Genomic DNA, 25,410 nt, shown 5'->3' with positions numbered 1-25,410 from the left:
TCCGATAAACTTACTCTTCACGTTTATGATGCGCCTTTTCATTCATTCTTAAAGGCTGCTTCGATGACGATTTGATGTTATCTGCCTGATGAACAGCCAATTTTGGCTCATTGAAGGGGGCCATCATGACCGCATCCGCCGCCATCTCACTATATACAGGCTTGAATGTAATGATTATTTTTGCGCTAATCTGGCAAGTTATCGCCCATCGCCGCCGCGAAAAGATCACATTGGGCGACGGCGGATTTCCGCCATTGATTCGTGCCATTCGCGCCCACGCCAATGCAACCGAAGTAGCCCCTATCGCCTTGATCGGCCTGATAGCGATGGCCATGGCTAATGCGCCCCTTTGGGCCATTCACGCCGGCGGACTCAGTCTAACACTTGGCCGCGCATTGCATGCCTATGGGTTAAGCCGGGTGGAAGGAGCATCCTTTGGCCGCATGGTGGGGATGGTATTGTCGTTGGTTGCCTTGCTTTGGATCGGAATAGTTTGCATCTGGGTCGCCTTCTAGGGAAGGCGTAGTACCAATCGACAAAGGGCCGCTGCTCGAAAGCAGCGACCCTTCAGCCCCCTAAGAGCGCCAAGTAGCGCCCTTAATTCTGTGATCGACCAAATCCCTGTTCGATTGGATCAAAATACGCCTTGGCCAACGCCGCCATCGACGAACATCGATGCGCGGAAAGTTGCAGCTTGCTGAGTAGCCGACTGACGTGTGTTGGTGAAGGTCTCCGTCCGGGTGATGGTGGCGAATTTGATGCCTGGACCGAAACGACGCAGAAGTGAGCGCTCGTTGCAATCCGCTTCTGCCTTTTGCGCAACACACTGAACGGTTGCAGCACCTACGGCACCCTTGTCGCCCTTGTAGGACAAGGCCTGACCTTTTTGGCACGAAATGGTACGACCGCCATCGAAATTGGCTTCACCATTGACGACTTTGCCGATGGTGACGTCCATCCGGGTCCCAGCCATACAACGGAAAACTTCGCCGTCGAACTCAGCGCCGACTTTCGCATCGCCATTGGTGCGCGAAGCTGGGTGTGGCATGCCACGGTCGTCCATGCAGACGGCGCGGATGGCAATGGTTTCCGTGATCGTGCGGCTATCTTGGAACTGTTCCATCACAGTTGCCATTTGACCGCCAGAAACTTGCAAGCCGTCGATAAGGCCGGTGGTCGCAGGCATTGGGACCGAGAAGCCACCGCCGCCGCCGCCGCCAATATAGACACCGCCGCCACCGCCGCCGCCCACCACAGTGGTGCTACCGCCGACATAGGTGTTACCACCTACCAGAACATTGGTGCCGCCGAAGTAGCTGCCGCCAACGCTGACATTCACATTCGGGCCAGGCACATAGACATTTGGCACGCCGATGATGTGGCCAGTGGCAGAGCCACAGCAACCGCCCGATGGGCCTTGAACGACTGGGATATTTGTTGTGCCGTTACCGCCGGTGCCACAGCTATTGCAGCCACCCGCTTGAGCGGATGATGCCATAAAGGCCGCTAGAAGTGTGGCTGCGGCGATGTATCGAACTGAAACACTCATGGTGGGACTCCCCGAAATTTACAGAACCATCCAGCAAGTCCGGCGCCAATTTCGCGCGTGTGGAGAGTATAGGCGGTCAAGGTCACCGAACTGGTTTGGCATGAGACGTGCGCTACCCTTCGGAAAGCTGCCAGAAGGCGGCTAAAACCGAGGAAATAGACATGCATTACGGCGCACTCCATCCAGAAAGCCGGGCTTTCTTGAGCTCTTGGCAGGCCTTAAACGGGCTTGCAGACCAATCTGAGACAGGGTCTGCCATGTCAAAAGATGCGTCATCCATGATTGGGCGTATCTTTTTGGCGCAACGAGCGAGCGAAGGTGTCTTCACCTTTAAGACTGTCGGCGCGGACTTAAAGCTCTGGACTGGTCGCGATTTACGCGATCATGATGTCGCAAGCCTCTTCCACGGTGCCGACCGAAGCCTCATTCGCGCCCTCCTAGAGTCGGCCATCACAGGTCCCGGCCCCGCATTGGCCCGTGCAGCCGCCTTTGGTGCCGGCTTTGGGCAAAGAACCGAAGTGGAGTGGGTTTTCTTACCTTTGACAGATAAGTCGGGTGCTGAGCGGGTCCTAGGCCTCTTTCAGCCAATCAGCCAATCGCCGTCGATTTCAAAACCAGTGCTGCGCTTTTCATTGACGGCGCTGCTGCCACCAACACCTGAAATGCCCGTGCGTCAGGGTCTGCGCCTCGTCGTCAGCCGCGACTAAGCCTCTCTAGGCCTCTGGCTGCGCCCCAGTTTGAAACTGCAGCGCCGCAAGCTCTGCGTATAGGCCACCTCTGGCAATCAGCTGGTCGTGCGTGCCCGCCTCGACAATACGGCCTTGGTTCAGCACCAAAATCAGATTGGCCCGGCGGACCGTCGACAGGCGATGCGCGACCACAATCGTCGTGCGATTAGCGGCAAAGCGGTCAAGCGCCTCTTGAACGCGGGCTTCTGAGTCAGAGTCGAGGGCACTGGTAGGCTCATCGAGCAACAGGATGGGGCAGTCGCGCACAATCGCTCGCGCCAAAGACAGACGCTGGCGTTCGCCGCCTGAAAGACGCGACCCTCGCGGTCCAACTTGTGATGACAACCCGTCTGAGAGCCGATCCACAAAATCACACGCCGCAGCTGATAAAGCCGCGCGAATGGCAGCCTCATCCGCGCCAGGCAATCCCATTGCGACATTATCGGCTATGGAAGCATCAAATAGCGTAGCATCTTGGCTGACCAAGGCAATGTGTTGGCGCAAACTTGCCAAGGTCGCCTGACCAATGTCTTGGCCATCAATCAAAACGCGCCCGACACTTGGATCAAACAAGCGCGGAATCAGATTGAGAATGGTGGACTTGCCAGAACCCGACGGCCCAACCAAAGCCAAGGTTTGTCCAGGCTCTGCCGTAAAGCTGATCGTGTCGAGCCCCACGGTGCCATTGGGCCAACTAAACCCAACATTTTGAAACTCAATTCGGCCGGGGCCACGGGCAAGGGTGACCGCTTGAGGATGGTCGGCAATGCTGGGGGCTTCATCTAGGACAGAGAAGAAGCGCTCTAACGCCGAAAGCCCCTCCTGCAGGACACTGTTCAAGCCGCCAAGACTGCGGATCGACTGGGCGGCCAATAGCAGCGAAGCGATAAAGGCCGTCAGCGTACCAACACTCGCCGCTCCTTGGGTGATGCGAAAGCCTGCAAAGGCAAAAACGCCCGCAATCGCAAGCCCGCCCAGGACTTCAAGGATAGGGTCCACGCGGCCCTTTTGTTCAGCCATTTTGAGCAATAGCGACATGCGCGTGGAAAGCGCCGCCCCTACCCGGTTGCTCTCAGCCTTCTCCAAGCCGTAGGTTTTTACCAACCGAATGCCGCCCAAGCTTTCTTCAACCACGCCCGCAAGGTCTGCTGCTTGGTGCTGGGCGCGAGCGGCGGTCTTGCGAAGCCTTGCCCCAATCATGGAAACCGGACCAATCGCCAAGGGCAGGATGACAAGGCACACAAGAGCCAATTGCCAGTCGCCCATAATCATAACGGCTACGACGCCGACCAGCGTCAGAATATCGCGAACTAGGCTGTTGGCTGCCCGCAGCACCGCTTCACGAACCGCATTGATGTCATTTAGAAAGCGCGCCGAGAATGCGCCCGATGGTTCAGAGCTAAGCCTGGCAAAATCCAAGGTCAAAAGCTTGGCAAACAAGTCTTGCTGCAATTTCGTCGTGGCAGCGAGCGCGACGCGATTGGTCAAAACGGTCGAGGCATAAAGCGCTATGCCCTTGATCAAGGTCGCGACAATAATCGCCAAAGGCCCGATCGTGGCCATCGCGGCCGGGGTCAGCCAATGGGGTGTGCCGTCTGCTACTTGGCCGGTGCCTGCGCCAAGTTTGGCCAAAGCATCGATGACTTGACCAAAAAGCCAAGGATAAGAGGCCGAGGCGGCAGCAACCACCGCCATCAAAATGGTTGCCACCCACAATACGCCTGCATGCGGTGTCAGCCAGCCCGACCAAAACCGCTTGATCAAATCGGTGCTTCGCCCCGATTGTGTGGCGGCGTCCTTAGTGATCGTCTTCATCCGGGGTTGGCCCGTTCGGATCGATCAAGCGGTGGGCGTGGATGACAAAATAGCGCATATGGGCGTTATCCACTGTGCGCTGGGACGCGCTCTTCCACGCGTCGCGGGCTTCGGCATAGTTAGGATAGGCCCCAACAAAGTCCATTGCCTTTAGATCGCGAAACTCGACATCCTCTAAGTCTTGAACCTCCCCACCGATCACGATGTGGAGTAATTGTTTCTTTGGGGCGGCTTTACGTTCCATTCGTTCCTCACGACAGTTTTACATGGTGGACGCGTTCAATGAGTAAGGGATGGAGGGGCTTGCCCGCAACCACCAAACTTTTCTGAAGCGGTACAAGCTGATTGTAAACAAAGGCTGCACCTTCATGCGTCGTCGCCAGCGCGCCTGCCTCATCCACGATTACATGGGCGGCCGCCAAATCCCAGTCGCTCTTGGCTGAAAGGGCAATGGCACCATCATAATGGCCGGCTGCAACCAGACACATCCGATAAGCAATCGAATTGCGAGAGACGACATCCATCTCGGGCCAAGGCGTTGGCCAAGCCGGATGGCGGAACATGCCGGGATCGCCCAGCATGGCACAGCCTTCCAGCTGATCGACCTTACTGGGCTGGATCGCCACCCCATTCAGACGTGCGCCACCTCCTTGAAATGCGTCAAACATCTCGCCCGTAGCTGGATTAAACACCACCCCTAAAACGGGCTGACTATCGGCCAACAAGCCAATACAGATGGTAAAATGAGGCTTAGCTTTGATAAAGGCACGTGTGCCATCAATTGGGTCCACCACCCAGCAGAAGCGTGCCGATTGGCGCGATTGATCGTCGACGGTTTCTTCAGACAGCCAACCATAATCCGGGCGCTTGGCCAATAAGCGCTCTTTCAGCAAGGCATCTATCGCCAAATCCGCGTCACTGACGGGATTATTGGGAGACTTGTCGCGCACATCCATCTGCGTGCCGAAATAGCGCATCGCAACGGCCCCTGCCTCTGTGGCGGCCTCCAATGCAAGCGCCAGATCAGCCGCCAGATTCATGCCCTATGCCCCCGCAATTGTCATAGCGGGGATGAGCAGGCTGGGGCATTGAAGCGAAGCGCGACCATCATAATCATTGCCGGGGATGAGCTTGCTATACATATCGAGCATATTGCCCGCCACCGTGATTTCGTTAACGGGGCGAACAATCTTCCCGTTCTCAAACCAGAGGCCCGAAACACCAACAGAATAATCCCCGGTGTTTGGATTAAAACTGGGCGACAGGGTCTCGATGACCAATAGGCCAGTACCTGCTTGCGCCTGTAATCCTGCAAGATCATGTTGCCCCGGCATCACGGTCACATTGCTCGAGCCAATGCCGGGTGCACCACCAGGGTTCATACTGGCATGGCCGGTTGACTTCAGGCCCAATTGTTTGGCGCTGGACGTATTGAGCAACCAAGTCTGCAACACGCCATCGCTCACCAAATCGCGCGCGGCAACCGGCAAACCTTCGCCGTCAAACGGGTGGGATGCCCAACCACCCTTCTTCAGGGGGTCGTCCGTGATGCGAATATTTGGGGCAAAAACTTGTTGGCCTAGCTTGTCGCGCAGGAAAGACACCCCGCGTGCGATCGAAGCCCCCGAGATTGCCCCTAAAAAGAAGCCAATGAGACGGCTTGCCACGCGATTTTCGAAGATAACCGGCGCCACACAGCTTTCAAGCTTGGTAGCGCCCAGACGCGCCAAGGTGCGCTCTCCAGCGTTGCGGCCGATAATGGCAGATGCCTTCAAGTCGCTCAGAAAGCGGCTGGAATCACTATCCCAATCCCGCTCCTTATGATCACCACGCTCTGCAATGGCAGAAAGACCTAGCCCCCAGGACGTTCCCCGATAGCCGCCACGGAAGCCATTGCTGGCCCCATACACGACTTGACTTGCGCCCCATTCAGCCCCAGAGCCCCCCGAATTGGTGATGCCTGTAAGGCCTAAAGCAGCGGCTTCGCTTTCTAAGGCGCGGGCCTCTAGATCGGCAATATCGGCTTCGGTCTCATCCCAGAGTTCAAGGTCCACAATGTTTGTGGCAAGTTCGGCCGCATCTGGTAGGCCACACCAAGGATCCTCAGCGGCCGCTTTCGCCATGGCGACGACTCGCTCTGCCAAGGCATCCAAGGCAGCGATGCTGAAATCGGAAGTGGAGGCACCAGCTTGTTTCTTGCCGATTAAGACGCGTAAGCCCGCAGAACGGCTCTCTTCGCTTTCGACGGATTCCAAATTGCCCAGCCGAACCGACACAGACAGACTCTTGCGGTCAACACAGGCCGCATCAGCCGCTTCAGCACCTAAGGATTTTGCGCGGGACAGGAGCCGGTCAACGGCTGCATCAAGATTTGAGCTCATGCGCTTCTTCTAAAGCGGGTTTGACTCGATGCGAAGTCAATTGCGCACAAAAGCTTCAGTTCGACCATTTTAGAAAAGAGCCGCCCAATGCGGCTGCTTGTGAGCGTTAAAGTGCAGAGTCGATATCTGTACTCAATAACTGCTCTGCAAAAGCATCCGCATCTGCCGTCAGCGCTTTCTGTTCGGTCTGCCAAGACTGGTAATAGACAAAGCCACCGACACCGAGAACCAAGCTTGCGGCCAAAGCACCAAAGGTTTTCACCCACGCATGGCGCGGAGCCGTCTGCGCGCCAAAGGCAGCCATCGCAGCCGCTTCGATACGGGCGGCAGGCATTTCAGGCACCGGACTCGCATGATTGAGCACGTCAGCCAGAGCCTTATTCAGCGGGTGATGATCGATGATACTCATGCTGCATGTCCTTCCACGGACGCTTGTAACAAATCGGCCTTCTCAGGCGCAAGGGCAAGACGCAAGGCGCGCCGGCCCCGGGCCAAGAGGGATTCTACGGCATCGACACTAATGCCTAAAACTTCGCCCACATCTTTGGCGGCCAATTCCTCATAATGGGTGAGGACAATGGCGGCCCGTTGGCGGTCGGGTAAACTGGCTAGAGCCGCATCAACGCTGTCCCGTAGGGCAGATTGATGCAATCTTGTGTCGGGCATTGGCCCTGGATCGAGAGGCTCTGGCGCTTGGTCTTCATCAACAAAGCGCCCAGCTTTACGTAGTCGGTCGAAGCAGAGATTGGTGGTCACTTGATGCAACCAAGTCTCCACCCTTGCCCGGCCAGTCTGCCAAGTTGGCAGCACCTTCCACAAGCGGATCAGGGCTTCTTGAGTCACATCCTCTGCCTCGGCAGCGTCCCGCAAGAGACGCCAGCTGACCCGCCACAGCTTCGGCGAGACAGCCTTGACCAAGTCAGCAGCCGCGGCACGATCACCGCGGCCTGCTTTGGCGATCAGACCCGCCAGAGGATCAAAGACGAGGGGGTTTGACACGCGATGCGACCCTATTCCGATTTACCAAGGACGACCGGGACCGCGACGTGGGCCACCTTCGCGGCCTTGACGGGCAGCAGCAGCAGCCTCTTCACGGGTCAGGCGACCATCCTTGTTGGCGTCGGCGCGCTCAAACATCGGGTCAGGACGCGACACCCATTCATCCCGGCTGATCTTGCCGTCCTTATTGGTATCAAAGGTCCCAAGCGGTGGTGGCGGCGGTGGCCCATCGCGACGATCCTTCATGCGGTCACCCATTTTGCCGCGCATGGCGTCCAACTCGTCGCGCGTGACACGACCGTCCTTATTGGCATCGAGGCGGGTAAACATCTCAGCTGAGCGCTGCTGCATCATCGCTTGCTTCTCTTGTGCGCGGGCGGCCATCGCGGCGTCAAATTCAGCGCGCGTAACTGCTCCATCCTTATTGGCGTCAGCCAAGGTCATCAGGTCACGGCCTTCGCGCGGTTCACGCGGCGGGCGGCCCTGCATGCCATCTGGACGCGGTGGGCGGGCAGCGCGCATTTCTTCTTCGGTGACAAAGCCATCTTTGTTCTTATCAGCCCGATCGAACATGGCTGTGCGTGCGGTGCGCACTTCGTCCATGGTAATCGCCCCATCCTTGTTCAGGTCAGCACGTTCAAAGAAACCGGGACCTTCGCCTGGGGGTGGCGGTGGGCCTTGCTGTGCCAATACGGGGCTAGCCAGCATCATAAAACCGGCGGTGGCTAGAAAAGTCTTCAAACGCATGATCGGGCTCCTTGGTGCAGCCGACCTTGGGGAGAAGGCCGAGCTTATTGGTGATCTGCCTTTAAAACGTCGGAGAACGACTATTCCGTCGGAACACCTGCAATCTGATTAAAGTGGTGCCGGATTAGAGCACGCGCATCGTCATACATCGCAATGGCCGTGTTGAAGTCTGGCGCATCAAGACAGCGGGCTACCGCTTGCTTTAGCCCCGCTGCCGCCCGGCCTGGCTCAAAGTCAGACCCTGCTGCTACGGCGAGAAGTTGACGCACATTCTGGAGGACTGAGCCTGCTTGTATCAAGCGCCCTGCCTCCTCGAGTTCCAGAAACCCATAATTGGCGAGGGCTTGAATGGCTTCGATCGTATTGGCGTGGATGATGGGTTTGCCGGAACTGGCTGCCAGTAATTGATGATATTGCGCGAAGAACTCCAGATCGATCAGTCCACCGCGCTGGCGCTTCACATCCCAACCGCCGCGTACAGGATGGGCAGCCACCATTTTCTCCCGCATGGCGGCAATTTCGCTGGCCAAAGCCTCGTTTGAACGCGGCTTCTGCAGCACTTTTTGCGCGAGGTCAGCGATCTCAGTCATCAGGCTGGCATCCCCTGCAACCGGGCGCAGGCGGGTTAGCGCCTGAAACTCCCACGTCCAAGCTTGGCTGTCATAATAGCGCTCCAAGGCTGACAAACGCACCGCCACAGGCCCTGCCCGACCAGAAGGTCGCAGTTGCATATCGACTTCGTAGAGACTGCCTTCGGCTGTTTGGACGGACAGCGCCGAAACCAAACGCTGAGTCAGGCGGGAATGCCATTGTTCGCCACTGATCGGTCGCTTACCGTCAGACTCACAGTCCGTATCAGCCACATCATAGACGATCATCAAGTCGAGATCAGAGTCCGCCGCCAATTCCTGACCGCCCAGCTTCCCCCAAGCACACACCGCCACACGGCCTGGAATAAGGCCGTGCGCCTCCTTCATGGCTTCATGCGCCACGGGCAGGAGCGCAGAAATGCTCGCTTCGGCAAGATTTGAATAGGCGATCCCCGCCTCATCGGCCTTGGCTCGTCCGTGCAACACCTGAAAACCGATGCGGAACATTTCTTCTCGGTGGGCACGTCGCACCGCATCGAGACTTTCTTCAAAACCCTGGGCTTGGGCCATCCCGGCGCGCAGCACCTCCAGCCGGGTTTGTGGTTCATCTAAGGATAAAGGCGCCGTGAAGCGCGGCGATAGCATGGCATCTAAAATGGCTGGGCGTTGGGCCAGAACCGCTCCCAAGCGCGGTGCTAAAGCCAAAGTCGCGCAGGTCTCCTTGAGGATGAGTGGTTCCGCCTTGAATAAGGACAGGACCTGCACACCGGCTGGCAAAGCGGCAAAGAAGTCTTGAAACCGCACAAATCCGGTATCGGCTTCCCCGGTTGCGGCAATGGCCTGCAATAAGTCCGGAGTCAGTGCGGTCAGAAGTTCGCGGGCCCGCGCCGTCCGGGTAGCAGGGATATGGCCATGGTGCCAGGCGCGAATGGTGCGAGCGATTTGGCTGGGCCCGGTAAATCCAAGAGAGGCGATGGTTTCAATCGTCTCGGGGTCATCTTCCACGCCGGTAAAGACCAGAGATCCTAGCGGGCTGGAAAGTGGCTTGCTATCGGGAAACAATTCACGCACGCGGGTACGCACCATTTCGCGGCAAGCTTTAACATCTCGATCAAGGGCGGCTAAGTCTTGATGACCAGACAAAGCCGCAACGCGGGCGCGCCGATTTGGATCGGCTGGTAGCTTATGGGTCTGCTCATCATCGAGCATTTGGATGCGGTGCTCGATCGCGCGTAAGAAGCGATAGCCCTGCGCCAAGTCATCGCGGGCAGCGGCATCAATCCGACCTGCCGCTACCAATGCATCGAGAGCCTGCAAGGTGCCGCGCACACGCAAAGTGGTGTCTCGCCCGCCTAAAATGAGCTGTTGGGTCTGGGCAAAAAACTCGATCTCGCGGATGCCGCCGCGACCCAGTTTCACATCAAACGCCGGATCATCCAAATCGGTAGAACGACGCACCGCATGGATCTGGCGTAGAATGGATTGCACATCGTCAATCGCGGCGAAGTCCAAATTCTTGCGCCAAATGAAGGGTAGCAAATGCTTCAACAGGCTGTTAGCAGCCGCAAAATCCCCGCCAATGGCGCGCGCCTTGATAAAGGCAGCCCGCTCCCAATTCTGTCCGACGCTTTCATAATAGGCTTCTGCTGCGCGCAACGACACCGCGACCGGGGTTGAGGCAGGGTCGGGGCGAAGACGCCAATCAACGCGGAACACATAACCCTCAGGTGTGACCTCTTCCAAGATGCGCGAAACGGCTTGGACATGGCGCACGCAGACGCCGCTGGCCCCATCCTGATCCTCTAGCCGGAATGCATCGCGATCAAAGAAGGCAGCTAGATCAATGTCACTGGAATAATTGAGCTCGTGCGCGCCGTGCTTGCCCATAGCAATGATGAAAAGTCCCGGCACCCGATCTGGCACCAGAAAGCTTGAAGAATCGCGACTGGCCGCCGCCCGACTTGCCAAGATCATGGCCGATTGCGTGGCTTGGTCAGCCAGATTGGACAAGGCTACGGTCACATCGCCCAATTCCAAACGCCCGCTTAAGTCGCCAAGGGCGCAGGCGAGATGTGTATCGGCTTTGGCTTGACGCAAGACCGCCATGGCTTCGGGGACGCCAAGCTCAGTAGCTTTTCGAGCCGCCAGCAGACTGTCGGCTAGCACCTCAGACACCTGCCCAGATAAGATGGTGCTGGCTGCTTCTGGCCGCCTTTGGCTTAAACGATCAAGATAAGGGGCAACAAAGCGTGCCGCCTCTAAGGCGTCTATCATAGAGCCTAAGGACTGGACCGCGACCATCAGGCTTTCAGCGGCAGGATAAGCCGCGCCTCTAAACCGCAATCAGCACCGCGCGGCAGGCCGTCGGCCAAGGTCAGGCGGCCACCATGTAGCTCTGCAATCGCTACGGCCAGTGATAGGCCAATGCCAGAACCTGGCAGGGAACGTGCGCTATCCAAGCGCACAAACCGCTCCAGCACATGGTCGCGCTGGTCCACGGGGATACCACTGCCGCTGTCACTCACGCTGATGGACATTTGGTTGGCGGGTAGGCGCTTGGCCGACAGGCGCACCTCGCCTTCGCTGGTGTATTTGACCGCATTATCCAAGAGATTGGAGATGGATTGGGCCAAGAGAGATCGGTCCGCCATGATTATGAGTTCAGGCTCAATCTCGGCTGTGAATACCAAGCCCGCCTCTTCAATCACGGGCTCAAACAGATCGGCCAATTGGCCAAGCAGGAGACTGACGTCCAAAGGTTCCAGCTTGCCGCCTTCACCCGCTTCGAGGCGAGACAAACGCAGCACGGCATTAAAGGTTGCTACCACGCCGTCCAATTGGATCAAGGCATCTTCAATCGCGTCACGCAAGTCTTCCGTCGACTGCGCCTTAGCTGCAGCTCCTTCTAGGCGCGCGCGCAATCGTGTGAGGGGAGAGCGCAAGTCATGCGCAATGGAATCCCCCGTCGTGCGCGCGGCAGCGACCAAACGGTCAATCCGCTCCAACATCGCATTGAGGTCTTCGGTTAAATCGTCAAACTCATCGCCATCGCCGGGTCTGATGGTGCGCACAGCTGCGCGACGCTTGAGGTCTCCGGCCATGACGGCACGCGCGGTGCGAGTGAGTTCATCAACCCGTCCCGCTGCTTGGCGTGCAGCCAAAAAGCCACCGACCAAGGCAAAGGCCAACACCCCTGCCCCGCCCATCCAAATGACGCGCGCCACATGGTCTGCAATCTGAACACCAGGGCCCAAGTCGCGGGCAACAAACAGGCCGAACCCGTCGGGCCCAGCCAAGAACAAGCCTCGCGCCCGTCGACGCTCTATCTTGCCGGTCTCCAGATCCGGCCGCTCATAACTAAAGCCAGACGATACCGCACGCTCTGGCTGAAGCGTGCTGTTTGGATCGGGTTTGTCGATCTGCGACAAATCTAGCGGCGCGCCATCAATATTCCCGGACAGGACCTTGCCGTCGGGTTGGACCAGCACATAGAGCGAGTCACTGGCGCGGGCAGCGCGTTGAATCACTTCCATATTCAAGCCATCAATATTCTGGCGTTGCCAGATATCCGCTAGTTCGGAGAGTTCTTGACGCGCAAACCGGTCTGCCTCTAGGCCAAGTCGACCGACGGTCGTGGCATAGAGGAAGCCCAGCAGTAGGATCGCAAAACCTGCAAATAGACCTGCAAATGCCATGGCGACGCGAAACGTCGTGGTGCGCATCAGCGACCGCAATGGCAAGAGCATTTTTTTGATCATCGGCTCTAGGCTTCGAGCCGATACCCGGCACCACGCACCGTGTGCAGCATGGGTTTATCGAACTCACGATCAATCTTGGACCGCAAGCGCGAGACATGGACGTCGATTACATTGGTCTGCGGATCAAAATGATAGTCCCACACTTTCTCCAACAACATCGTACGGGTCACCACCTGATTGGCATTGCGCATCAGATATTCGAGGAGTCGGAATTCACGCGGCTGAATGTCGATCTTCCGACCTTCGCGACGGACGACACGGGCCAGCAAATCCATCTCCAACTCGCCAACTTTCAAGTGGGTTGAGGGCGCTCCGCCTTCATGCCGACGGCCTAACGCCTCAACCCGGGCGATCAGTTCACTGGCGGCATAGGGCTTGGCCAGATAATCATCGCCACCGGCTTTAAGACCTTCGACCCGATGCTCCACATCGCCTAAAGCCGACAAGAACAACACGGGCGTAGCAATCCCCGCCGTACGCAAATCTGTCACGACACTGAGGCCGTCTTTCTTTGGCAACATGCGGTCGAACACCAGAACATCAAATGCCCCGCCGCGCGCCATCATCTCGCCAGTCGGTCCGTCTGCGGCCAAATCAACCACATGGCCAGCTTCTTCCAGAGCACGCCGCATGTAGAGTGCGGTCTCTCCAGCATCTTCAACAATGAGAACACGCATCGGATTCCCCCCTGATGGCGCTAATTACTTCTTCGGCTCAGGCTTGGACGCGGCTTCCAAGGGCAGAGGCACAAACCCGCCACCACCACTTTGGCTTTGTACAAACAGCCCGATGAAAGAGCGACCAGCGGCACGAGCCGCTTCGATGGCCGCATCCAACTCTTCAGCGGAGCGAACTTCTTGATCATTAGCCGTCAAAATCGCATCGCCTGCGCGAATGCCTCGCTCTGCGGCGCGAGAGTCTGGATCAACTTCCAAAATCAGCACACCAGCTTCATTGGCAGGAAGGCGCAGGCGGGTGCGAGCTTGTGCCGACAATGGCCCAACACTCAAGCCCAAGGCATTATCCGCAGCACTTGCTGGCTGAGCAGCATCAGCGCCCGGCACTGGATCGGCCTGAGTCAATTGCTGTTCGGTGGGACGCGCCGTGATGGTGACTGGCACGGTGCGCCGGACCCCTTTGGCGCCAACGACATCCAAGCGCACAACCTCACCCACGCGTGTCTGACCAACGCGGCGCGTTAGATCAGCCGATCCTTCAATCTTCTGACCGTTAAACGCCAGCACGACATCGCCGCGCTTCAAGCCGGCCTTCGCCGCTGGCGCGCCGGGCGTGACATTGGCGATCAAAGCGCCTTTAACATCGCTGCCGAGGCCGAAGCTGTCAGCCATTTCGCGGCTGACATCTTGGATCAAAACGCCAAGCCAACCATAAGTGACTTTACCTTGCTCAATGATTTGCTTGGTTGTTCGATCTGCCAAGGAAGCCGGAATGGCAAAGCCAATGCCGACATTACCGCCTGAACGGGAGAAAATCGCCGTATTCACACCGATCACGCGGCCACTCATGTCAAAAGTTGGACCGCCCGAATTGCCGGGGTTGATTGGAGCATCAATCTGAATGAAGTCGGCAATATTGCCTTCACCGCGGATGTCGCGACCCAAGGCCGAGACGATCCCAGCGGTTGCTGTGCCGCCCAAACCAAATGGGTTACCAATCGCAACGACCCAATCACCCACGCGGACACGGGCTTCTGGAGCAAATTGCACATAAGGGAAGCTACCGCCTTCGACTTTCAACACGGCTAAGTCGGTGCGCTCATCGCGGCCCACAACAGTAGCCTTCAACTCGCGGCCATCTTTCAAGGTAGCGGTGATTTCCTTAGCCTTTTCGACCACGTGATTATTGGTGACGATATAGCCAGTCGAGGTGATGAAGAAGCCAGAGCCGCCGCCACGTTGCTCACGCGGGCGGGCCTGATTGCCGCGCTGGTTTGGCATTTGCTCGAAGAAACGACGCCATTGCGGCGGCATACCTTCCAAATCATCTGCCGACGGCCCTTCCTCAGCAGCGACGGCGACGACCTCCAGCGACACCACGGCAGGCGATACACGCTCAACCAGATCGGCAAAGCCGGGCAGCATCGCAGCAGCCTTTGGCGCTTCAGTTTTGATTTGTTGGGCAGTGGACAGGCTCGGCGACAAAATCTGACCGGCACCAAATGCCGCCACACCTAATGCCAGCGCCGCAGCCCCTGTCAGGACAGGACGACGCAAAAAGCGATGTGCTTTGGCCTTCTGAGCTACAGGGCCAGAAAGGGTGGTCTGATCTTCACCTTGCTTATCCAACGACATGAAACTTCATCCTGCAGTGTGCGACAGCCCGCCATTCGAGCCGCTCGTTGGATACACTATGACAGGGCGAAGATGGCCAGACCATGGCCAATACATTACAATGTTGTAATAAAGCAGATTCTCAGATGAACATGCTGTTAGATTGCAGCTTTAGTCGGCGGCGGGCTTGTTTTCAAACTCTTTCAAGGCCGCCAGAGCCTGTGCGTCGTCCACAGACGGTGCCGTAGCCGCTGCTGCTTGACTGCGTCGACTGGCGATAAAAAGACCAAGCCCGCCGAGTAGCAGCAAGGCCAAGGGCGCGCCCCATAGGGCAAATGTGTCCAACCCGATTCGGGGACGCAGCAACACAAACTCGCCATAGCGGTCTGCAAAAAAACGCCGAACTTGGGCGTCGCTATCGCCTGCCGCAATCCGCTCACGAATGGCCTTGCGCATATCTACGGCGATCTCAGCCGATGACAGAGCAACGGGTTCATTCTCGCACACCACGCAGCGGATTTCCCGAGCGAGGCTTTGGGCACGGGCTTCCAAGGCGGGGTCGGTTAAGGGCGCTTCGACTGCCTGCACGCCAGCAGGTACAGCAAGCAGAACCAGCCAGCCAATCGCGAAAAGGGTTAGGAGCGGCCGTTTCATTCCGCCGCCACGCCAACGTTTGCAGGGTCAGTTGGCGGAGCTACCCCGGCACTTTCGCGCTTTGATTTGGCCGGTTGTGGTGCGCCGATACGCAAGCGACGATCGGTCAGGCTGATAGCCCCACCCAACGCCATCAAGAAAGCACCGCCGAAAATGGCAACCACGAGCGGGTTCCAATACATTCGGACCGTCCAAGCCATGCGGCCATTGATCTCGGCAGGATCGCCCAATGCTGCATAGACATCGCCAGCTAAAGATGACCGCAAGGCCACTTCTGTGGTGGGCATACGCGCGGCGGGATAGAAGCGCCGCTCTGGTGCCAAAGTCAGTTCACGTTTGCCATCCGTGACGATCAATTGCGCACGGTCAGCATAATAATTGGGGCCTTCTTCGGCCGTGACGGCTTTTAGGGTTACCGTGCGGCCAGCAAAACTCGTCGTCTCGCCAAGACCTAGTGAGGCGGTATGTTCAACGCGGAATGCGGTCTCAGAAACCGCGCCCAGAACAAATACACCCATGCCTAAATGCGCGACCGTCATGCCCCACGCGGCACGCTGAAGGCCTTTCACACGGGCCCAGACTTGGGCTGCCGGCAATTTGCCAAAGCGGACGCGGTCAAGCACTTCGGAAATCGAGCCGCAGACGAGCCAGGTCCCAAGACCAATCCCGATTGCCGCCAAGGCTTTCCCGCCCATAAAAGCCCAGCTCAAGGTGATGGCCAGCGCGGTCAAAGCGGCAGCCACCCAAAGGCGCTGCAACACGGCCATCAGGTCTCCGCGCTTCCAAGCCAAAAAGGGTGCAATTGGCAAAGCCAGAAGGACCAAGGCCATGAGGGGCGTGAAGGTCAGGTTGAAATAGGGTGGGCCCACGGATAGCGCGCGCTTGAACACGGCTTCGCCCAATAGCGGATAGAGCGTGCCGACCAAAACGGTCGCGGTTGCGACGGTCAGGAACAGATTGTTTAAAACCAAGGCCCCTTCCCGGCTAATCGGGGCAAAGAGGCCGCGGTCAGAGCCTAAACTTGGCCCGCGCCAAGCAAACAAGGTCAACGCACCACCGGTAAAGGCTGCGAGGATCATCAAGATGATGAAGCCGCGCTCTGGGTCGAGCGCAAATGCGTGAACCGAAGTCAGAACGCCAGATCGAACGAGGAAAGTGCCCAATAAGGATAGCGAGAAGGTAAGGATGGCCAGCAGCACTGTCCAACTGGCAAGGCCGCCACGTTTTTCAGTGACGATTGCCGAATGCAAAAGCGCTGCCCCCAAAAGCCACGGCATGAAGCTGGCATTTTCAACAGGGTCCCAGAACCACCAGCCGCCCCAGCCAAGCTCATAATAAGCCCAGTAGGAGCCCAGCGTGATCCCAATCGTCAAGAACGTCCAAGAAGCCAGAGCCCAAGGCCGCACCCATCGCGCCCAAGCCGCGTCGACACGGCCCTCCAACAAGGCGGCAACGGCCAAGGAGAAGACCACGGACGAACCAACATAGCCCAAATACAAGAAGGGCGGATGGGCCGCGAGCGAGGGGTCTTGAAGTAGGGGGTTGAGGCCTGCGCCTTGCAAGGGGGCGGGATCCAAGCGAACAAATGGGTTAGATGCAAAGGCCAGATAGGCCATCATCACAGCGGTCAAAAGGCCTTGGACTCCGACAGCGCGCGACCGCAAATCCCAACGCAATCCTTTGGAGAAATGCGCTAACATCCAGCCAAAGCCCGCCGAGATCAAACACCACAGCACCATCGAGCCTTCGTGGCTGCCCCAAGTGCCTGCGATTTTGTAGAGCATCGGTTTCAGGGTGTGGCTGTTGGTCGCGACATTCTGGACCGAGAAGTCAGAACGGATGAATGCGCTCATTAGCGCGAAGAAAGCCAAAGCAATGGCAACAATTGAGATATCAGACGCCGCCTTGGCCATTGCGGCAAATCGGCCATCCCGGGCGTGACCGCCCCATAAACCTGTCGCCGCTTGGGCAAAGCTGGCGAAAAGAGCGAGGAAGATGAGGAAGTGTCCGAGTTCTGCGATCATACCCGACTATGTACCTCGCAGGCCTATGGGTTCAACCTGTTTACGCTGCTGAAACTACGAATTTAACGCCCGTCGAATTCACGTTTATTTTGACCCGGTGTGCGTCGGGTTCAACATGCCGGCACCCGTGCCCAAATTGGATTGGTTGCTGGTTTGATTGACAGGCAGAGGTGCATCGCGCCATTGGCCAGAGGCCTTCAAGGCATCAGCCACTTCCTTGGGCATATAGTTTTCATCGTGGCGCGCAAGAATGGTGCGCGCCTCAAACGTATCGGGGGCGGTGAATTTGCCCTCAGCGACCACACCTTGGCCTTCACGGAACAAATCTGGCAATACGCCGCGATAGCTAACGCGCACGTCGGCCTTCATATCGGTCACAACGAAATTGACTTTGCCATTATCTCCGCGAACGACGGTCCCCTTGGCGACAAGACCACCGATGCGCGCTTGGGTACCAGCTTCAGGTTGTTTGGCTTGGGCATCGGTTGGCGAGTAAAAGAAAGACGCCGTTTGGCGCAGAGCGACACTGGCAACCGCAGTTGCGCCCAGCAGGACAATCCCTGCTGCAGAAATCAGAAGAAGGCGGCGGTCGCGTCTGCGCATGGCTCTTACTCGATCTTTCCCTTAAACTACTGCGTCACGTCGAGAATGGAAAGCAACCTTTCCCTCACTTTCACTCACCTTTTCGGCATCGCCACCGGGCCTGACGCGCCAGCGGAAGGCAGCACGGGTACACGCTCAAGCGCCAAGCCAAAAACGGCCGTCAGCAAGGGATCGTTTGCCTGCTGCTTTTGGCCCACCAACAAGACTTCTCTGGCCTCTTTAAGTTTGCCGGTCATCAACAAAACGCGCGCCGCAGAAAGGCGCAGAGCGGGATCGGATGGGTTCTCTGCCAATCGGTCAATGCGTTTGGCAATCATGGTTTCAATGAAGGCTTTCTGGGCCTCAGGACCGGCATTGGCCATTTCAGCCATTGGTCCGCCACCTTCTTCCCCGGGACCGCGATCCAATTGCGATAAGACCTCAGCGACACGGGCGGCGAGTTGCATTTGGCTCTCAGCTTCCTTGGCATTAGCCACATAAGCCGCGCGCCAAGCGGTCAACGCCTCGGCCTTTTTGCCAGCCTGCCAGTCTGCCAGACCCAAGTAGAAGCGCGCCGGCGCTGAATTTGGCTTGAGTTGGAGCGCGGCATCAAAAGCCGACTTGGCATCTGCCCCCATCACGCCCTTGTTTAAGCGTATCAAAACAGCCCCGGTCTCAGCGATTAAGTCAGCATTCTTAGGGTCGCGCCGCATAGCGGCTTGAAACGCCCGCAGGGCATCTTGGTCGCGCCCGGCGCTACCCAGAACTTGCGCCATCAAAGCGTGCGGCACAGGATCTTTTGGTGCTTTTTTCGCCTGCTCTTGCAGAATCAGCATGATCTCATCTTCGCTCAAGGTTTCCGGCGGGCGCGAGAGCAACTCCGCTTCGCGCTGAACAAAGGGCTGGTCTGTCTTTTGCGGTGAGCCATAGATGAGGTACAAACCGCCTGATCCCAACGCAATCGCGGCGGCCACACTGGTCAAAGCCAATTTACCCAGCCGCGGGCCTTCCCCCAAAATGCGATCGCGAGCCTGCACAAGTCTGCGGCCAATCTCGAGCTTGCCAGCTTGGGCGGCTTCTTCAGATATCCGACCTTGGCTCAAGTCGCGCTCGATCTCAGCGATCTGATCTTGATAGACCTGCAGATCCGCGCGGTCGCTTTCAAGCGCGCCACCACGGGCACCAGCCCGCAACACCCACCAAGCAGCACCTACAAGGGAAACCAGCAAGGCAAGCCAAAACAGTCCAGCAATAAGAACAGGGGGGAGTTGGGTCATGATAGAGGGCGACATGCACGCTCCCATCCTCGGGTTCAAGGCTTCAGGGTGAAAATGTCGCAGGCAGAAGCTTCAAGCTTACGCGATTAGTCGGTGCCTCAAGCAGCTTTTCTGATCAGAGCGGTGATGCGGCGCTCAAAATTCTTGGCAGGCAACGGACCATCGAGCGCATTGATTAGGGAAGAAGTTGCATTGATCCAATCTTGGAAATGCTGCGAAGTTGCGCCTTCGCGCGCGACGCGGACAAGCCCTTCACAAACGGCATCCAATTGGCCAGCTGCCGTCCGGCTCGCATTGTCACGAAAGCCGCCAAAACCCGCAAGGGGCGCGAGGAGGCGCGTGGCGACCAAGAATTGCATGTGGCAACGGGCAACTTCTACTTTGGCAGGATCTATGGCCGCGCCATAACGGGGTTCTGTTATCATACCCGCGTTCTTTTTGCGCACCATATCCATCGGCAAAGCTAGGTCGAGTGCCTTTACAGCCGCATGGCAAATCATTTCCAACCGTGAACCGACCTGGCTACAGATGGCGGTCAGCTCCTGTCTCCAAGGGCCATTTGGGGATAGGATGGTATCACGCGTCATCCCATGGACCAGCTTATTGTGACGGTCGATCGCAGCTTTGACGGCTTCCACGTCGAAGGAACCGCCCAATGCAGCGTGCTCAATGACGGTGCCTTCGCGGCGCAGAAGGGCAATGACGCGCCTTCCGACAACCGCAAAATGGGTTGTATCTATCTTGCGGTCGTCGACGCCGCGCGACACCCGTTGCAGAACCCGCAGCGCCTGATAGGGCTTTGGCAACACCGACATGGTCAGCAACAGAATTTCCGTAGCGGTTTGCGGATTGTTATTCTCAGCTTCTTTGACAGCCGTAGCTAAGCGTAGGATCGACTGCTCATGCATGTCGCCGCGCAAGCTTTGCACGCCTGTCCAAATTTCACGCCCAGCTTTCTCGGCCGACAAAAGCGGGATCAATCGGGTTAGAATATGCGCGGCCTCTGGCATTTTCGTCAAAGCACCCAAGCGCTCTGGCGGAATGTCCCGAATATTGTCCAGCAGCTCGTTTCGCATTTTCTGCGCATACTCTCTGGCTTGGCCCATATCGCCGCGGAGGCTGGCAGCCGTGCCCAAAGGCTCCAGATCGACATAGGCGTCTGGCGCAAGTTGGCCGATGATCAATTTCCAAACGGGACCCAATCCGATCCGAGGCAAAGAGCCTGGCATCAACCGATGTAAGGGGCCGTTCTCAAACAGATTTTCAAAAGGTTCGAAGAAAAGCCGATCAAAGCTGAGGATGCGCGTATGCGCCTTGCCAGTTGCGAACCCAGATGGGATGCCTGCTTCACGCATGGCGTCGAGCAATTCACCGGTTGGAATGGATTGTACGCCTTGGACTTTCATGCGCTCCAACAGCGCCCACAGCTTCCCTGCGGTTGCTGGCGGGGTCGAGAGCAACAATGCCTTTAAGGCTGCAATCTTGTCGTCGGTTAGAACAGTCATCGGCGGATACTCAAGTAGGTACTCTATTGAAGCCACATCACCTGCAGCCATCAAGCAAACTGTCGTAACAAAAATGGGTTAATTTGAAGTTTGCGGGGTCAAACAAATAAAATTTAAATCTAAACAGAGGTTTCGGCTGCAGGTAGCAATAATTGAGCTCGTAACCCACCCAATTCGGACCGATCCAACTTCAAACTTCCACCGTAAGCGCGCGCCAATTCATCGCAAATTGACAACCCTAAGCCAGACCCCGGCAAAGTCTCATCTAAACGCGCGCCGCGCTTGAGGGCCGCGACCAAGGCCTCGCCCTCCAAACCTTCGCCGTCATCTTCGATAACAATCTCAATCTGCCCAGTTGCTGCCATGCGAGCGTCAATTTCAACAAGCCCCCCGCCGTATTTGCAAGCATTCTCAGATAGATTGCCGATAAGATCTTCCAAATCTTCCTTCTCACCACGAAAGACCAAATTGTCTTCAAATCGGGCTGTGACTTTCACGCCTTCGGCTTTGAACAAACGCCCTAACGTGCGACTGACATCGTCAATCACAGGCCCAATTGGCGTGCGTGCGCCCAAGGATTCTGCGCGCGCTGCCGCCGAGGCGCGCTTGAGATAATGCTCGACTTGACGGGTCATGGCTTGCGCCTGTCGTGCCACCAAATCCTCAAACTCACCCTTATTCTGCCGCGATTCATTGAGAAGGACTGACAACGGGGTTTTCAAAGCGTGTGCGAGATTGCCAACATGGGTGCGCGCGCGCTCCACCACTTCCTGATTATGAGAAATGAGTGCATTCAACTCCCCCGCCAAGGGGGCCAGTTCTTTGGGGGCATCTTCATCCAAACGGTCTCGCTCGCCATTTCGGATCATCGCAAGCTCACGACCCATTCGGCGCAGAGGCTCTAAGCCCAATTGGACCTGCAGGAAAATCGCGCCCAATAGCCCGAGTGCCAAGGCTAATAGTCCAAGTGACAGCGCCAGATTGAAACGATCACCAGCGGCGACCGCCTCACCCGTATCTGCACCCACCATCAAAAGCGTCTGACTGGTGCGAGACGGCAATTGTACCAAGCGGGCGGCAACCCGAAGGCGCTCTTTATCGCGCGTCATCTCGACTGTTTTGGTGGTACCTGGTTGGGCAAGCACTTGCTCCACCAAGGGCAATGGGGGTTCAAATGGCTCATCCCAAACGGATCGCGAACTGACGCCGGGTCCGATTAACTTAGGTCCGGCTGTCACATCCACCACGCGCCAATAATGGCCCGACAGGGGACGCACAAAGCGCGGATCGGTCGGGGCACGCGGCACCCGTAATTGACCCTGCGCGTCGGTTTCTATGGTTGCAGCAAGCGCATCGATTGAGACAGTTAGCTCTCGGTCGAATGCTTCAAAAACCGAATTGCGAAACAAAGCCGAAAGGCCGTAACCTGTCGCGACCAGCACTAAGGCTGACCAGATGGCCGCAACAGCGACCAGTCTTCCGGCAAGGGAACGCCGAGACCTCACCCCTTACCTGACTGGCTGGATGCGTCGGGATCAAGCAATTGATAGCCAAGGCCACGAACCGTCGCGATCCGATCCTGACCGATTTTCTTTCGCAACCGTCCAACAAAGACTTCGATCGTGTTGGAATCGCGGTCAAAGTCTTGATCATAAATATGTTCGATCAATTCCGACCGGGGAACGACGCGACCGACATGATGCATCAGATAGGTCAACAGGCGCAGCTCATGGCTAGTCAATTTAACTGGGTCGCCCGCCACAGTGGCGCGCTGAGCGCGCGGGTCAAGCCGCAGGTCGCCGCATTCAAGTGCGGGTGTCGCGTGGCCAGCGGCACGCCGGACAAGCGCCCGCAGTCGGGCCAGCAATTCCTCAATGTGAAACGGCTTAGTGAGATAGTCGTCCGCCCCGGCGTCAAAGCCGGCCACCTTCTCGCTCCAGCGATCGCGCGCGGTCAAAATCAGTACGGGCACAACTTTGCCCGCATTACGCCAGCGCTCTAGGACTGTGACGCCATCGATCAACGGTAGACCCAAATCCAGAACAATCACGTCATAGGGCTCAGTGTCACCAAGAAAGTGGCCTTCTTCGCCATCGGCGGCGACATCTACGGCATAGCCGGAATCATGCAGGGCGCGCTCAAGCTGACGACGTAAATCGGGATCATCTTCCACTACCAGACAGCGCATCCGCCTCATTCCTTTCACAAACATGTGCCGCCATATGGACAAACGAGCCTGCAGGGAGTCCGTTAGAACGGACGTTGCTTGACAGGCAGCTTAACCTTGTCGGCCGACAATTTGCCCAGATTGAGCATCGACTTTAAATATCATGATCCGGCCACGAGAAGCCTGCCAGCGCACAATATAAAATGGTCGCCCATTCTCGGTTACAATCTGAGTATCTAACTGATTGCCAGGCTCAATGGCGTTGATCATCTCCAAGACTTGGCTCAAGGGAACGATCTGGCTGGCCATCTGAAACAGGCCACCATTGCGCAAATCTTCGCGAAACACCAAACCCGAAGGGCTGGGTGGCGCAGCACTTGCCCGACCTGCTTGCGCAGGCCCAACCAGAGCGAGGCTGGCTAGGAGGGATGTGCTCCAAAGAAAGGCGAACAGCTTTTTCATAAGACCTAGGTTATACGCATGGTTCTGAACGTGGATTAAACGGGATCGATCAGTTTCATTCATAGAGACAGATGATCGCCAATACTTTACTCGAATTTTAAAGGCTGTAACAACGGGTAAGTATGCGGAAAATACTGCTTTACAGTGTTGAAGGCTGAAGTCGAGCCGCTTTTGTCCATTCATGCGCGGCGCCAACAAAGGCACGGAACAATGCATCGGCATCGTCCGTGTCGTCAATCAAGCGCTCTGGATGCCATTGGACGCCCAGCGCAAACCGTCGGTCTGGCCGTTCAATCGCCTCAACCAGCCCATCGTCTGAATAGCCCGACACGCGCACGTGATCGCTGATCTCTACCAATGCCTCACGGTGAAAGCTATTGACCTGCAGATACTCAAGACCCGCGATGGCATGGAGTTTGGTGCCAGGCGTCACCTTAAGGCCATGGCGGGTCATGCGATCATCATGGGCGATGCTGCCATCGGTGTAGGATTTTGCATTGCCACTCATCCGGCAGCCAGACAAACAGCCCAGCATCTGCATGCCGTTACAAATGCCCAAATAAGGCCGATCTTCTGCCAAAAAGGTCTCAACCAAGGCCCGTTCAATCGCAAAGCGGTCTGATTGTGGCGCATAGCTTTCTTGGCCCGGAACATACCACTCAGAGGGAAATTTGATCCGCGCGCCTGTCGACATGAGACCTGCACAATATTCGCGCGCAAATGCCAACGAGTCCGCCGCATAGGGTAGACCAATTGCCACGCCACCGACTTTTTCTATGGCCCGGAAATAGCCCTTGCCTGTCTCATAGGACGCCCCGCCTTGGCTGGTGTTTTCGTCCAGAATGATGCCGATAATCGGCTTGTCCCCCAAAAGACCCATGGCCCCTCATCCTATTGCCTTAAGCTAACGCTTTGGTGGCTCATCCCGTCGAGACCAATTTGCCAGAAGCGCCTTCAATTCCCCATTATCGCCCTCGGGCAAGCCCAAGATCAGCCGGATAAACAAGTCGCCCGGCGCACCGGGACGGGCCACGCCTTTGCCCTTTAAGCGCAAGACAGTGCCTGAATTCGAGCCGGGTGGGATGGTGAGCGAGACTGTGCCGTTGGGAATGGTGGCTTCAACCCGGCCACCTTCGAGAATTTCGCTCAAGGACACGGGCAGGTCCATCCGCACATCATCACCATCGCGCTGGAAAACGGAATGGGGCTTGACTGTGACAGTCACCATCAGATCGCCCGCAGGCATGCCGCCTTGTCCCGGTCCACCTTGACCACGCAGCCTGAGAGTTCGGCCCGTTTCCACGCCAGCAGGAATGGTCACATCAATTGAGCGATCACCCGCTTTAACCCGTTGCTTGGCACCGGAAATGGCATCTTCAAAGTCGATCTTGACGGTGGTTTGAATGTCTTGACCCTTTGTACCGGCTTGAAAGCCCGGCCGAGCGCCACCGCGCGCACCAAAGGCTGCACCAAAAAGGTCGCCAAACATGTCTTCAAATTCGGGTTGGCCGGGACCTGTCTGACGCCGCCCGGCACCTGCCCCACCAAAGGGTCCGCCGGGGCCAAAGGGATCGCCACCGCCAAACGGACCGCGTCCACCGCCACCGCCGCCAAAGCCTGCAAACTTTGGATTGCCGTCGGCATCAATTTCGCCACGGTCGTATTTGGCCTTGCGCTCTGGATCGTCGAGAAAGGTGAAGGCGGCCGACACGCGCTTGAAGCGTTCTTCTGCCGCTTTATTGTTTGGGTTCGCGTCTGGATGCAATTCCTTGGCGAGCTTGCGATAGACTTTTCGAACCTCAGCAAAGGGGGCTCCGCGCGCAACGCCAAGCACTGCATAAGGTTCTTCTGCCACGCCTTGATCTCCCGGTTTCCTGCAAA

General features: G+C 57.3%; 24 protein-coding genes. 2 read left to right on the top strand and 22 right to left on the bottom strand.

Translation table 11 applies throughout. The annotated features are described in order from the left end of the window. Positions 1-125 precede the first annotated feature (125 nt). On the top strand, positions 126-515 hold the full coding sequence (locus tag ACOVRA_RS15850) for an MAPEG family protein (RefSeq protein WP_421721139.1): 390 nt from the start codon (positions 126-128) through the stop codon (positions 513-515). A 119-nt stretch (positions 516-634) separates the two neighbouring features. Here ACOVRA_RS15850 and ACOVRA_RS15845 read toward each other — a convergent pair whose 3' ends face one another. Next, entirely contained in the window at positions 635-1,549 is a 915-nt protein-coding gene (locus ACOVRA_RS15845) for a hypothetical protein (RefSeq protein ID WP_421721138.1), read from the bottom strand. Between the two features lie 161 nt (positions 1,550-1,710). On the opposite strand from ACOVRA_RS15845, the gene ACOVRA_RS15840 reads away from it, so the two are divergent. Then, complete coding sequence (locus ACOVRA_RS15840) at positions 1,711-2,256, top strand: PAS domain-containing protein (RefSeq protein WP_290805013.1); 546 nt, start codon at positions 1,711-1,713, stop codon at positions 2,254-2,256. Between the two features lie 6 nt (positions 2,257-2,262). On the opposite strand, the gene ACOVRA_RS15835 is transcribed toward ACOVRA_RS15840, so the two are convergent. The 21 genes from ACOVRA_RS15835 to ACOVRA_RS15735 all read right to left on the bottom strand — a co-directional run bounded on the left by ACOVRA_RS15835 (position 2,263) and on the right by ACOVRA_RS15735 (position 25,384). After that, the gene (locus ACOVRA_RS15835; protein ID WP_421721137.1) at positions 2,263-4,092 is read right to left on the bottom strand and encodes an ABC transporter ATP-binding protein; all 1,830 of its coding nucleotides are present in this window, start codon (positions 4,090-4,092) and stop codon (positions 2,263-2,265) included. Then, positions 4,076-4,336 carry a DUF4170 domain-containing protein gene (locus tag ACOVRA_RS15830; protein ID WP_298229188.1) on the bottom strand — a complete coding sequence of 87 codons (261 nt, stop codon included), beginning with the start codon at positions 4,334-4,336 and terminating at the stop codon, positions 4,076-4,078. Before ACOVRA_RS15830 ends, ACOVRA_RS15835 begins: the two co-directional genes overlap by 17 nt. A 7-nt stretch (positions 4,337-4,343) precedes the next feature. Then, the gene (locus ACOVRA_RS15825; protein WP_421721136.1) at positions 4,344-5,132 is read right to left on the bottom strand and encodes an inositol monophosphatase family protein; all 789 of its coding nucleotides are present in this window, start codon (positions 5,130-5,132) and stop codon (positions 4,344-4,346) included. A 3-nt stretch (positions 5,133-5,135) separates the two neighbouring features. Beyond that, positions 5,136-6,473 (bottom strand): TldD/PmbA family protein, encoded by a 1,338-nt coding sequence (locus ACOVRA_RS15820; protein ID WP_421721135.1) that lies wholly within the window; start codon positions 6,471-6,473, stop codon positions 5,136-5,138. A 106-nt stretch (positions 6,474-6,579) separates the two neighbouring features. Continuing rightward, entirely contained in the window at positions 6,580-6,882 is a 303-nt protein-coding gene (locus tag ACOVRA_RS15815; RefSeq protein ID WP_421721134.1) for a hypothetical protein, read from the bottom strand. Then, positions 6,879-7,472: a sigma-70 family RNA polymerase sigma factor gene (locus ACOVRA_RS15810; protein WP_290802274.1), complete on the bottom strand. Its 594-nt coding sequence runs from the start codon at positions 7,470-7,472 to the stop codon at positions 6,879-6,881. The genes ACOVRA_RS15815 and ACOVRA_RS15810 overlap by 4 nt, the downstream gene beginning before the upstream one ends. Positions 7,473-7,493: 21 nt before the next feature. Next, a complete protein-coding gene (locus ACOVRA_RS15805; protein ID WP_421721133.1) occupies positions 7,494-8,219 on the bottom strand; it encodes an EF-hand domain-containing protein in 726 nt (241 codons plus the stop codon). A gap of 80 nt (positions 8,220-8,299) precedes the next feature. After that, positions 8,300-11,152 carry a bifunctional [glutamine synthetase] adenylyltransferase/[glutamine synthetase]-adenylyl-L-tyrosine phosphorylase gene (locus ACOVRA_RS15800; protein ID WP_421721132.1) on the bottom strand — a complete coding sequence of 951 codons (2,853 nt, stop codon included), beginning with the start codon at positions 11,150-11,152 and terminating at the stop codon, positions 8,300-8,302. Next, positions 11,110-12,567, bottom strand: coding sequence for a sensor histidine kinase (locus ACOVRA_RS15795; RefSeq protein ID WP_290802266.1), 1,458 nt, complete (start codon positions 12,565-12,567; stop codon positions 11,110-11,112). The genes ACOVRA_RS15800 and ACOVRA_RS15795 overlap by 43 nt, the downstream gene beginning before the upstream one ends. A 5-nt stretch (positions 12,568-12,572) precedes the next feature. Beyond that, positions 12,573-13,244, bottom strand: a complete 672-nt coding sequence (locus tag ACOVRA_RS15790; protein WP_290802263.1) for a response regulator transcription factor — start codon at positions 13,242-13,244, stop codon at positions 12,573-12,575. A 24-nt stretch (positions 13,245-13,268) separates the two neighbouring features. Then, positions 13,269-14,879 carry a Do family serine endopeptidase gene (locus ACOVRA_RS15785; RefSeq protein ID WP_290802260.1) on the bottom strand — a complete coding sequence of 537 codons (1,611 nt, stop codon included), beginning with the start codon at positions 14,877-14,879 and terminating at the stop codon, positions 13,269-13,271. A gap of 150 nt (positions 14,880-15,029) precedes the next feature. Further along, positions 15,030-15,512, bottom strand: coding sequence for a cytochrome c-type biogenesis protein (locus ACOVRA_RS15780; protein WP_421721131.1), 483 nt, complete (start codon positions 15,510-15,512; stop codon positions 15,030-15,032). Continuing rightward, positions 15,509-17,536, bottom strand: coding sequence for a heme lyase CcmF/NrfE family subunit (locus tag ACOVRA_RS15775; RefSeq protein ID WP_290802254.1), 2,028 nt, complete (start codon positions 17,534-17,536; stop codon positions 15,509-15,511). The genes ACOVRA_RS15780 and ACOVRA_RS15775 overlap by 4 nt, the downstream gene beginning before the upstream one ends. 84 nt (positions 17,537-17,620) lie before the next feature. Further along, complete coding sequence (gene ccmE / locus ACOVRA_RS15770) at positions 17,621-18,139, bottom strand: cytochrome c maturation protein CcmE (RefSeq protein WP_290802251.1); 519 nt, start codon at positions 18,137-18,139, stop codon at positions 17,621-17,623. Between the two features lie 74 nt (positions 18,140-18,213). Then, positions 18,214-19,410, bottom strand: a complete 1,197-nt coding sequence (gene ccmI, locus ACOVRA_RS15765) for a c-type cytochrome biogenesis protein CcmI (RefSeq protein ID WP_421721130.1) — start codon at positions 19,408-19,410, stop codon at positions 18,214-18,216. Between the two features lie 83 nt (positions 19,411-19,493). Next, positions 19,494-20,900 (bottom strand): hypothetical protein, encoded by a 1,407-nt coding sequence (locus ACOVRA_RS15760; RefSeq protein WP_421721129.1) that lies wholly within the window; start codon positions 20,898-20,900, stop codon positions 19,494-19,496. 119 nt (positions 20,901-21,019) lie between these two features. Further along, a complete protein-coding gene (locus tag ACOVRA_RS15755; RefSeq protein ID WP_421721128.1) occupies positions 21,020-22,405 on the bottom strand; it encodes an ATP-binding protein in 1,386 nt (461 codons plus the stop codon). Then, entirely contained in the window at positions 22,402-23,088 is a 687-nt protein-coding gene (locus ACOVRA_RS15750) for a response regulator transcription factor (protein WP_290802239.1), read from the bottom strand. The genes ACOVRA_RS15755 and ACOVRA_RS15750 overlap by 4 nt, the downstream gene beginning before the upstream one ends. A gap of 90 nt (positions 23,089-23,178) precedes the next feature. Further along, positions 23,179-23,529 (bottom strand): PepSY domain-containing protein, encoded by a 351-nt coding sequence (locus tag ACOVRA_RS15745; protein ID WP_421721127.1) that lies wholly within the window; start codon positions 23,527-23,529, stop codon positions 23,179-23,181. 139 nt (positions 23,530-23,668) lie between these two features. Further along, entirely contained in the window at positions 23,669-24,409 is a 741-nt protein-coding gene (locus ACOVRA_RS15740) for a gamma-glutamyl-gamma-aminobutyrate hydrolase family protein (protein WP_421721126.1), read from the bottom strand. A gap of 24 nt (positions 24,410-24,433) precedes the next feature. After that, positions 24,434-25,384 (bottom strand): DnaJ C-terminal domain-containing protein, encoded by a 951-nt coding sequence (locus ACOVRA_RS15735; protein ID WP_421721125.1) that lies wholly within the window; start codon positions 25,382-25,384, stop codon positions 24,434-24,436. Positions 25,385-25,410 lie beyond the last annotated feature (26 nt).

Origin of the sequence: Aquidulcibacter sp. (assembly GCF_049239865.1) — a bacterium.
Lineage (GTDB): Bacteria > Pseudomonadota > Alphaproteobacteria > Caulobacterales > Aquidulcibacteraceae > Aquidulcibacter.
Note: the sequence above shows the minus strand (reverse complement) of the source record. Positions and strands in the feature narration are given on the sequence as shown.

Bases quoted from the DNA above. Each gene is read 5' to 3' on its own strand.
- ACOVRA_RS15850 (WP_421721139.1), top strand. From the start codon at position 126: ATGACCGCATCCGCCGCCATCTCACTATATACAGGCTTGAATGTAATG.
- ACOVRA_RS15845 (WP_421721138.1), bottom strand. From the start codon at position 1,549: ATGAGTGTTTCAGTTCGATACATCGCCGCAGCCACACTTCTAGCGGCC.
- ACOVRA_RS15840 (WP_290805013.1), top strand. From the start codon at position 1,711: ATGCATTACGGCGCACTCCATCCAGAAAGCCGGGCTTTCTTGAGCTCT.
- ACOVRA_RS15835 (WP_421721137.1), bottom strand. From the start codon at position 4,092: ATGAAGACGATCACTAAGGACGCCGCCACACAATCGGGGCGAAGCACC.
- ACOVRA_RS15830 (WP_298229188.1), bottom strand. From the start codon at position 4,336: ATGGAACGTAAAGCCGCCCCAAAGAAACAATTACTCCACATCGTGATC.
- ACOVRA_RS15825 (WP_421721136.1), bottom strand. From the start codon at position 5,132: ATGAATCTGGCGGCTGATCTGGCGCTTGCATTGGAGGCCGCCACAGAG.
- ACOVRA_RS15820 (WP_421721135.1), bottom strand. From the start codon at position 6,473: ATGAGCTCAAATCTTGATGCAGCCGTTGACCGGCTCCTGTCCCGCGCA.
- ACOVRA_RS15815 (WP_421721134.1), bottom strand. From the start codon at position 6,882: ATGAGTATCATCGATCATCACCCGCTGAATAAGGCTCTGGCTGACGTG.
- ACOVRA_RS15805 (WP_421721133.1), bottom strand. From the start codon at position 8,219: ATGCGTTTGAAGACTTTTCTAGCCACCGCCGGTTTTATGATGCTGGCT.
- ACOVRA_RS15795 (WP_290802266.1), bottom strand. From the start codon at position 12,567: ATGATCAAAAAAATGCTCTTGCCATTGCGGTCGCTGATGCGCACCACG.
- ACOVRA_RS15790 (WP_290802263.1), bottom strand. From the start codon at position 13,244: ATGCGTGTTCTCATTGTTGAAGATGCTGGAGAGACCGCACTCTACATG.
- ACOVRA_RS15785 (WP_290802260.1), bottom strand. From the start codon at position 14,879: ATGTCGTTGGATAAGCAAGGTGAAGATCAGACCACCCTTTCTGGCCCT.
- ACOVRA_RS15780 (WP_421721131.1), bottom strand. From the start codon at position 15,512: ATGAAACGGCCGCTCCTAACCCTTTTCGCGATTGGCTGGCTGGTTCTG.
- ACOVRA_RS15775 (WP_290802254.1), bottom strand. From the start codon at position 17,536: ATGATCGCAGAACTCGGACACTTCCTCATCTTCCTCGCTCTTTTCGCC.
- ccmE (WP_290802251.1), bottom strand. From the start codon at position 18,139: ATGCGCAGACGCGACCGCCGCCTTCTTCTGATTTCTGCAGCAGGGATT.
- ccmI (WP_421721130.1), bottom strand. From the start codon at position 19,410: ATGTCGCCCTCTATCATGACCCAACTCCCCCCTGTTCTTATTGCTGGA.
- ACOVRA_RS15760 (WP_421721129.1), bottom strand. From the start codon at position 20,900: ATGACTGTTCTAACCGACGACAAGATTGCAGCCTTAAAGGCATTGTTG.
- ACOVRA_RS15750 (WP_290802239.1), bottom strand. From the start codon at position 23,088: ATGCGCTGTCTGGTAGTGGAAGATGATCCCGATTTACGTCGTCAGCTT.
- ACOVRA_RS15745 (WP_421721127.1), bottom strand. From the start codon at position 23,529: ATGAAAAAGCTGTTCGCCTTTCTTTGGAGCACATCCCTCCTAGCCAGC.
- ACOVRA_RS15740 (WP_421721126.1), bottom strand. From the start codon at position 24,409: ATGGGTCTTTTGGGGGACAAGCCGATTATCGGCATCATTCTGGACGAA.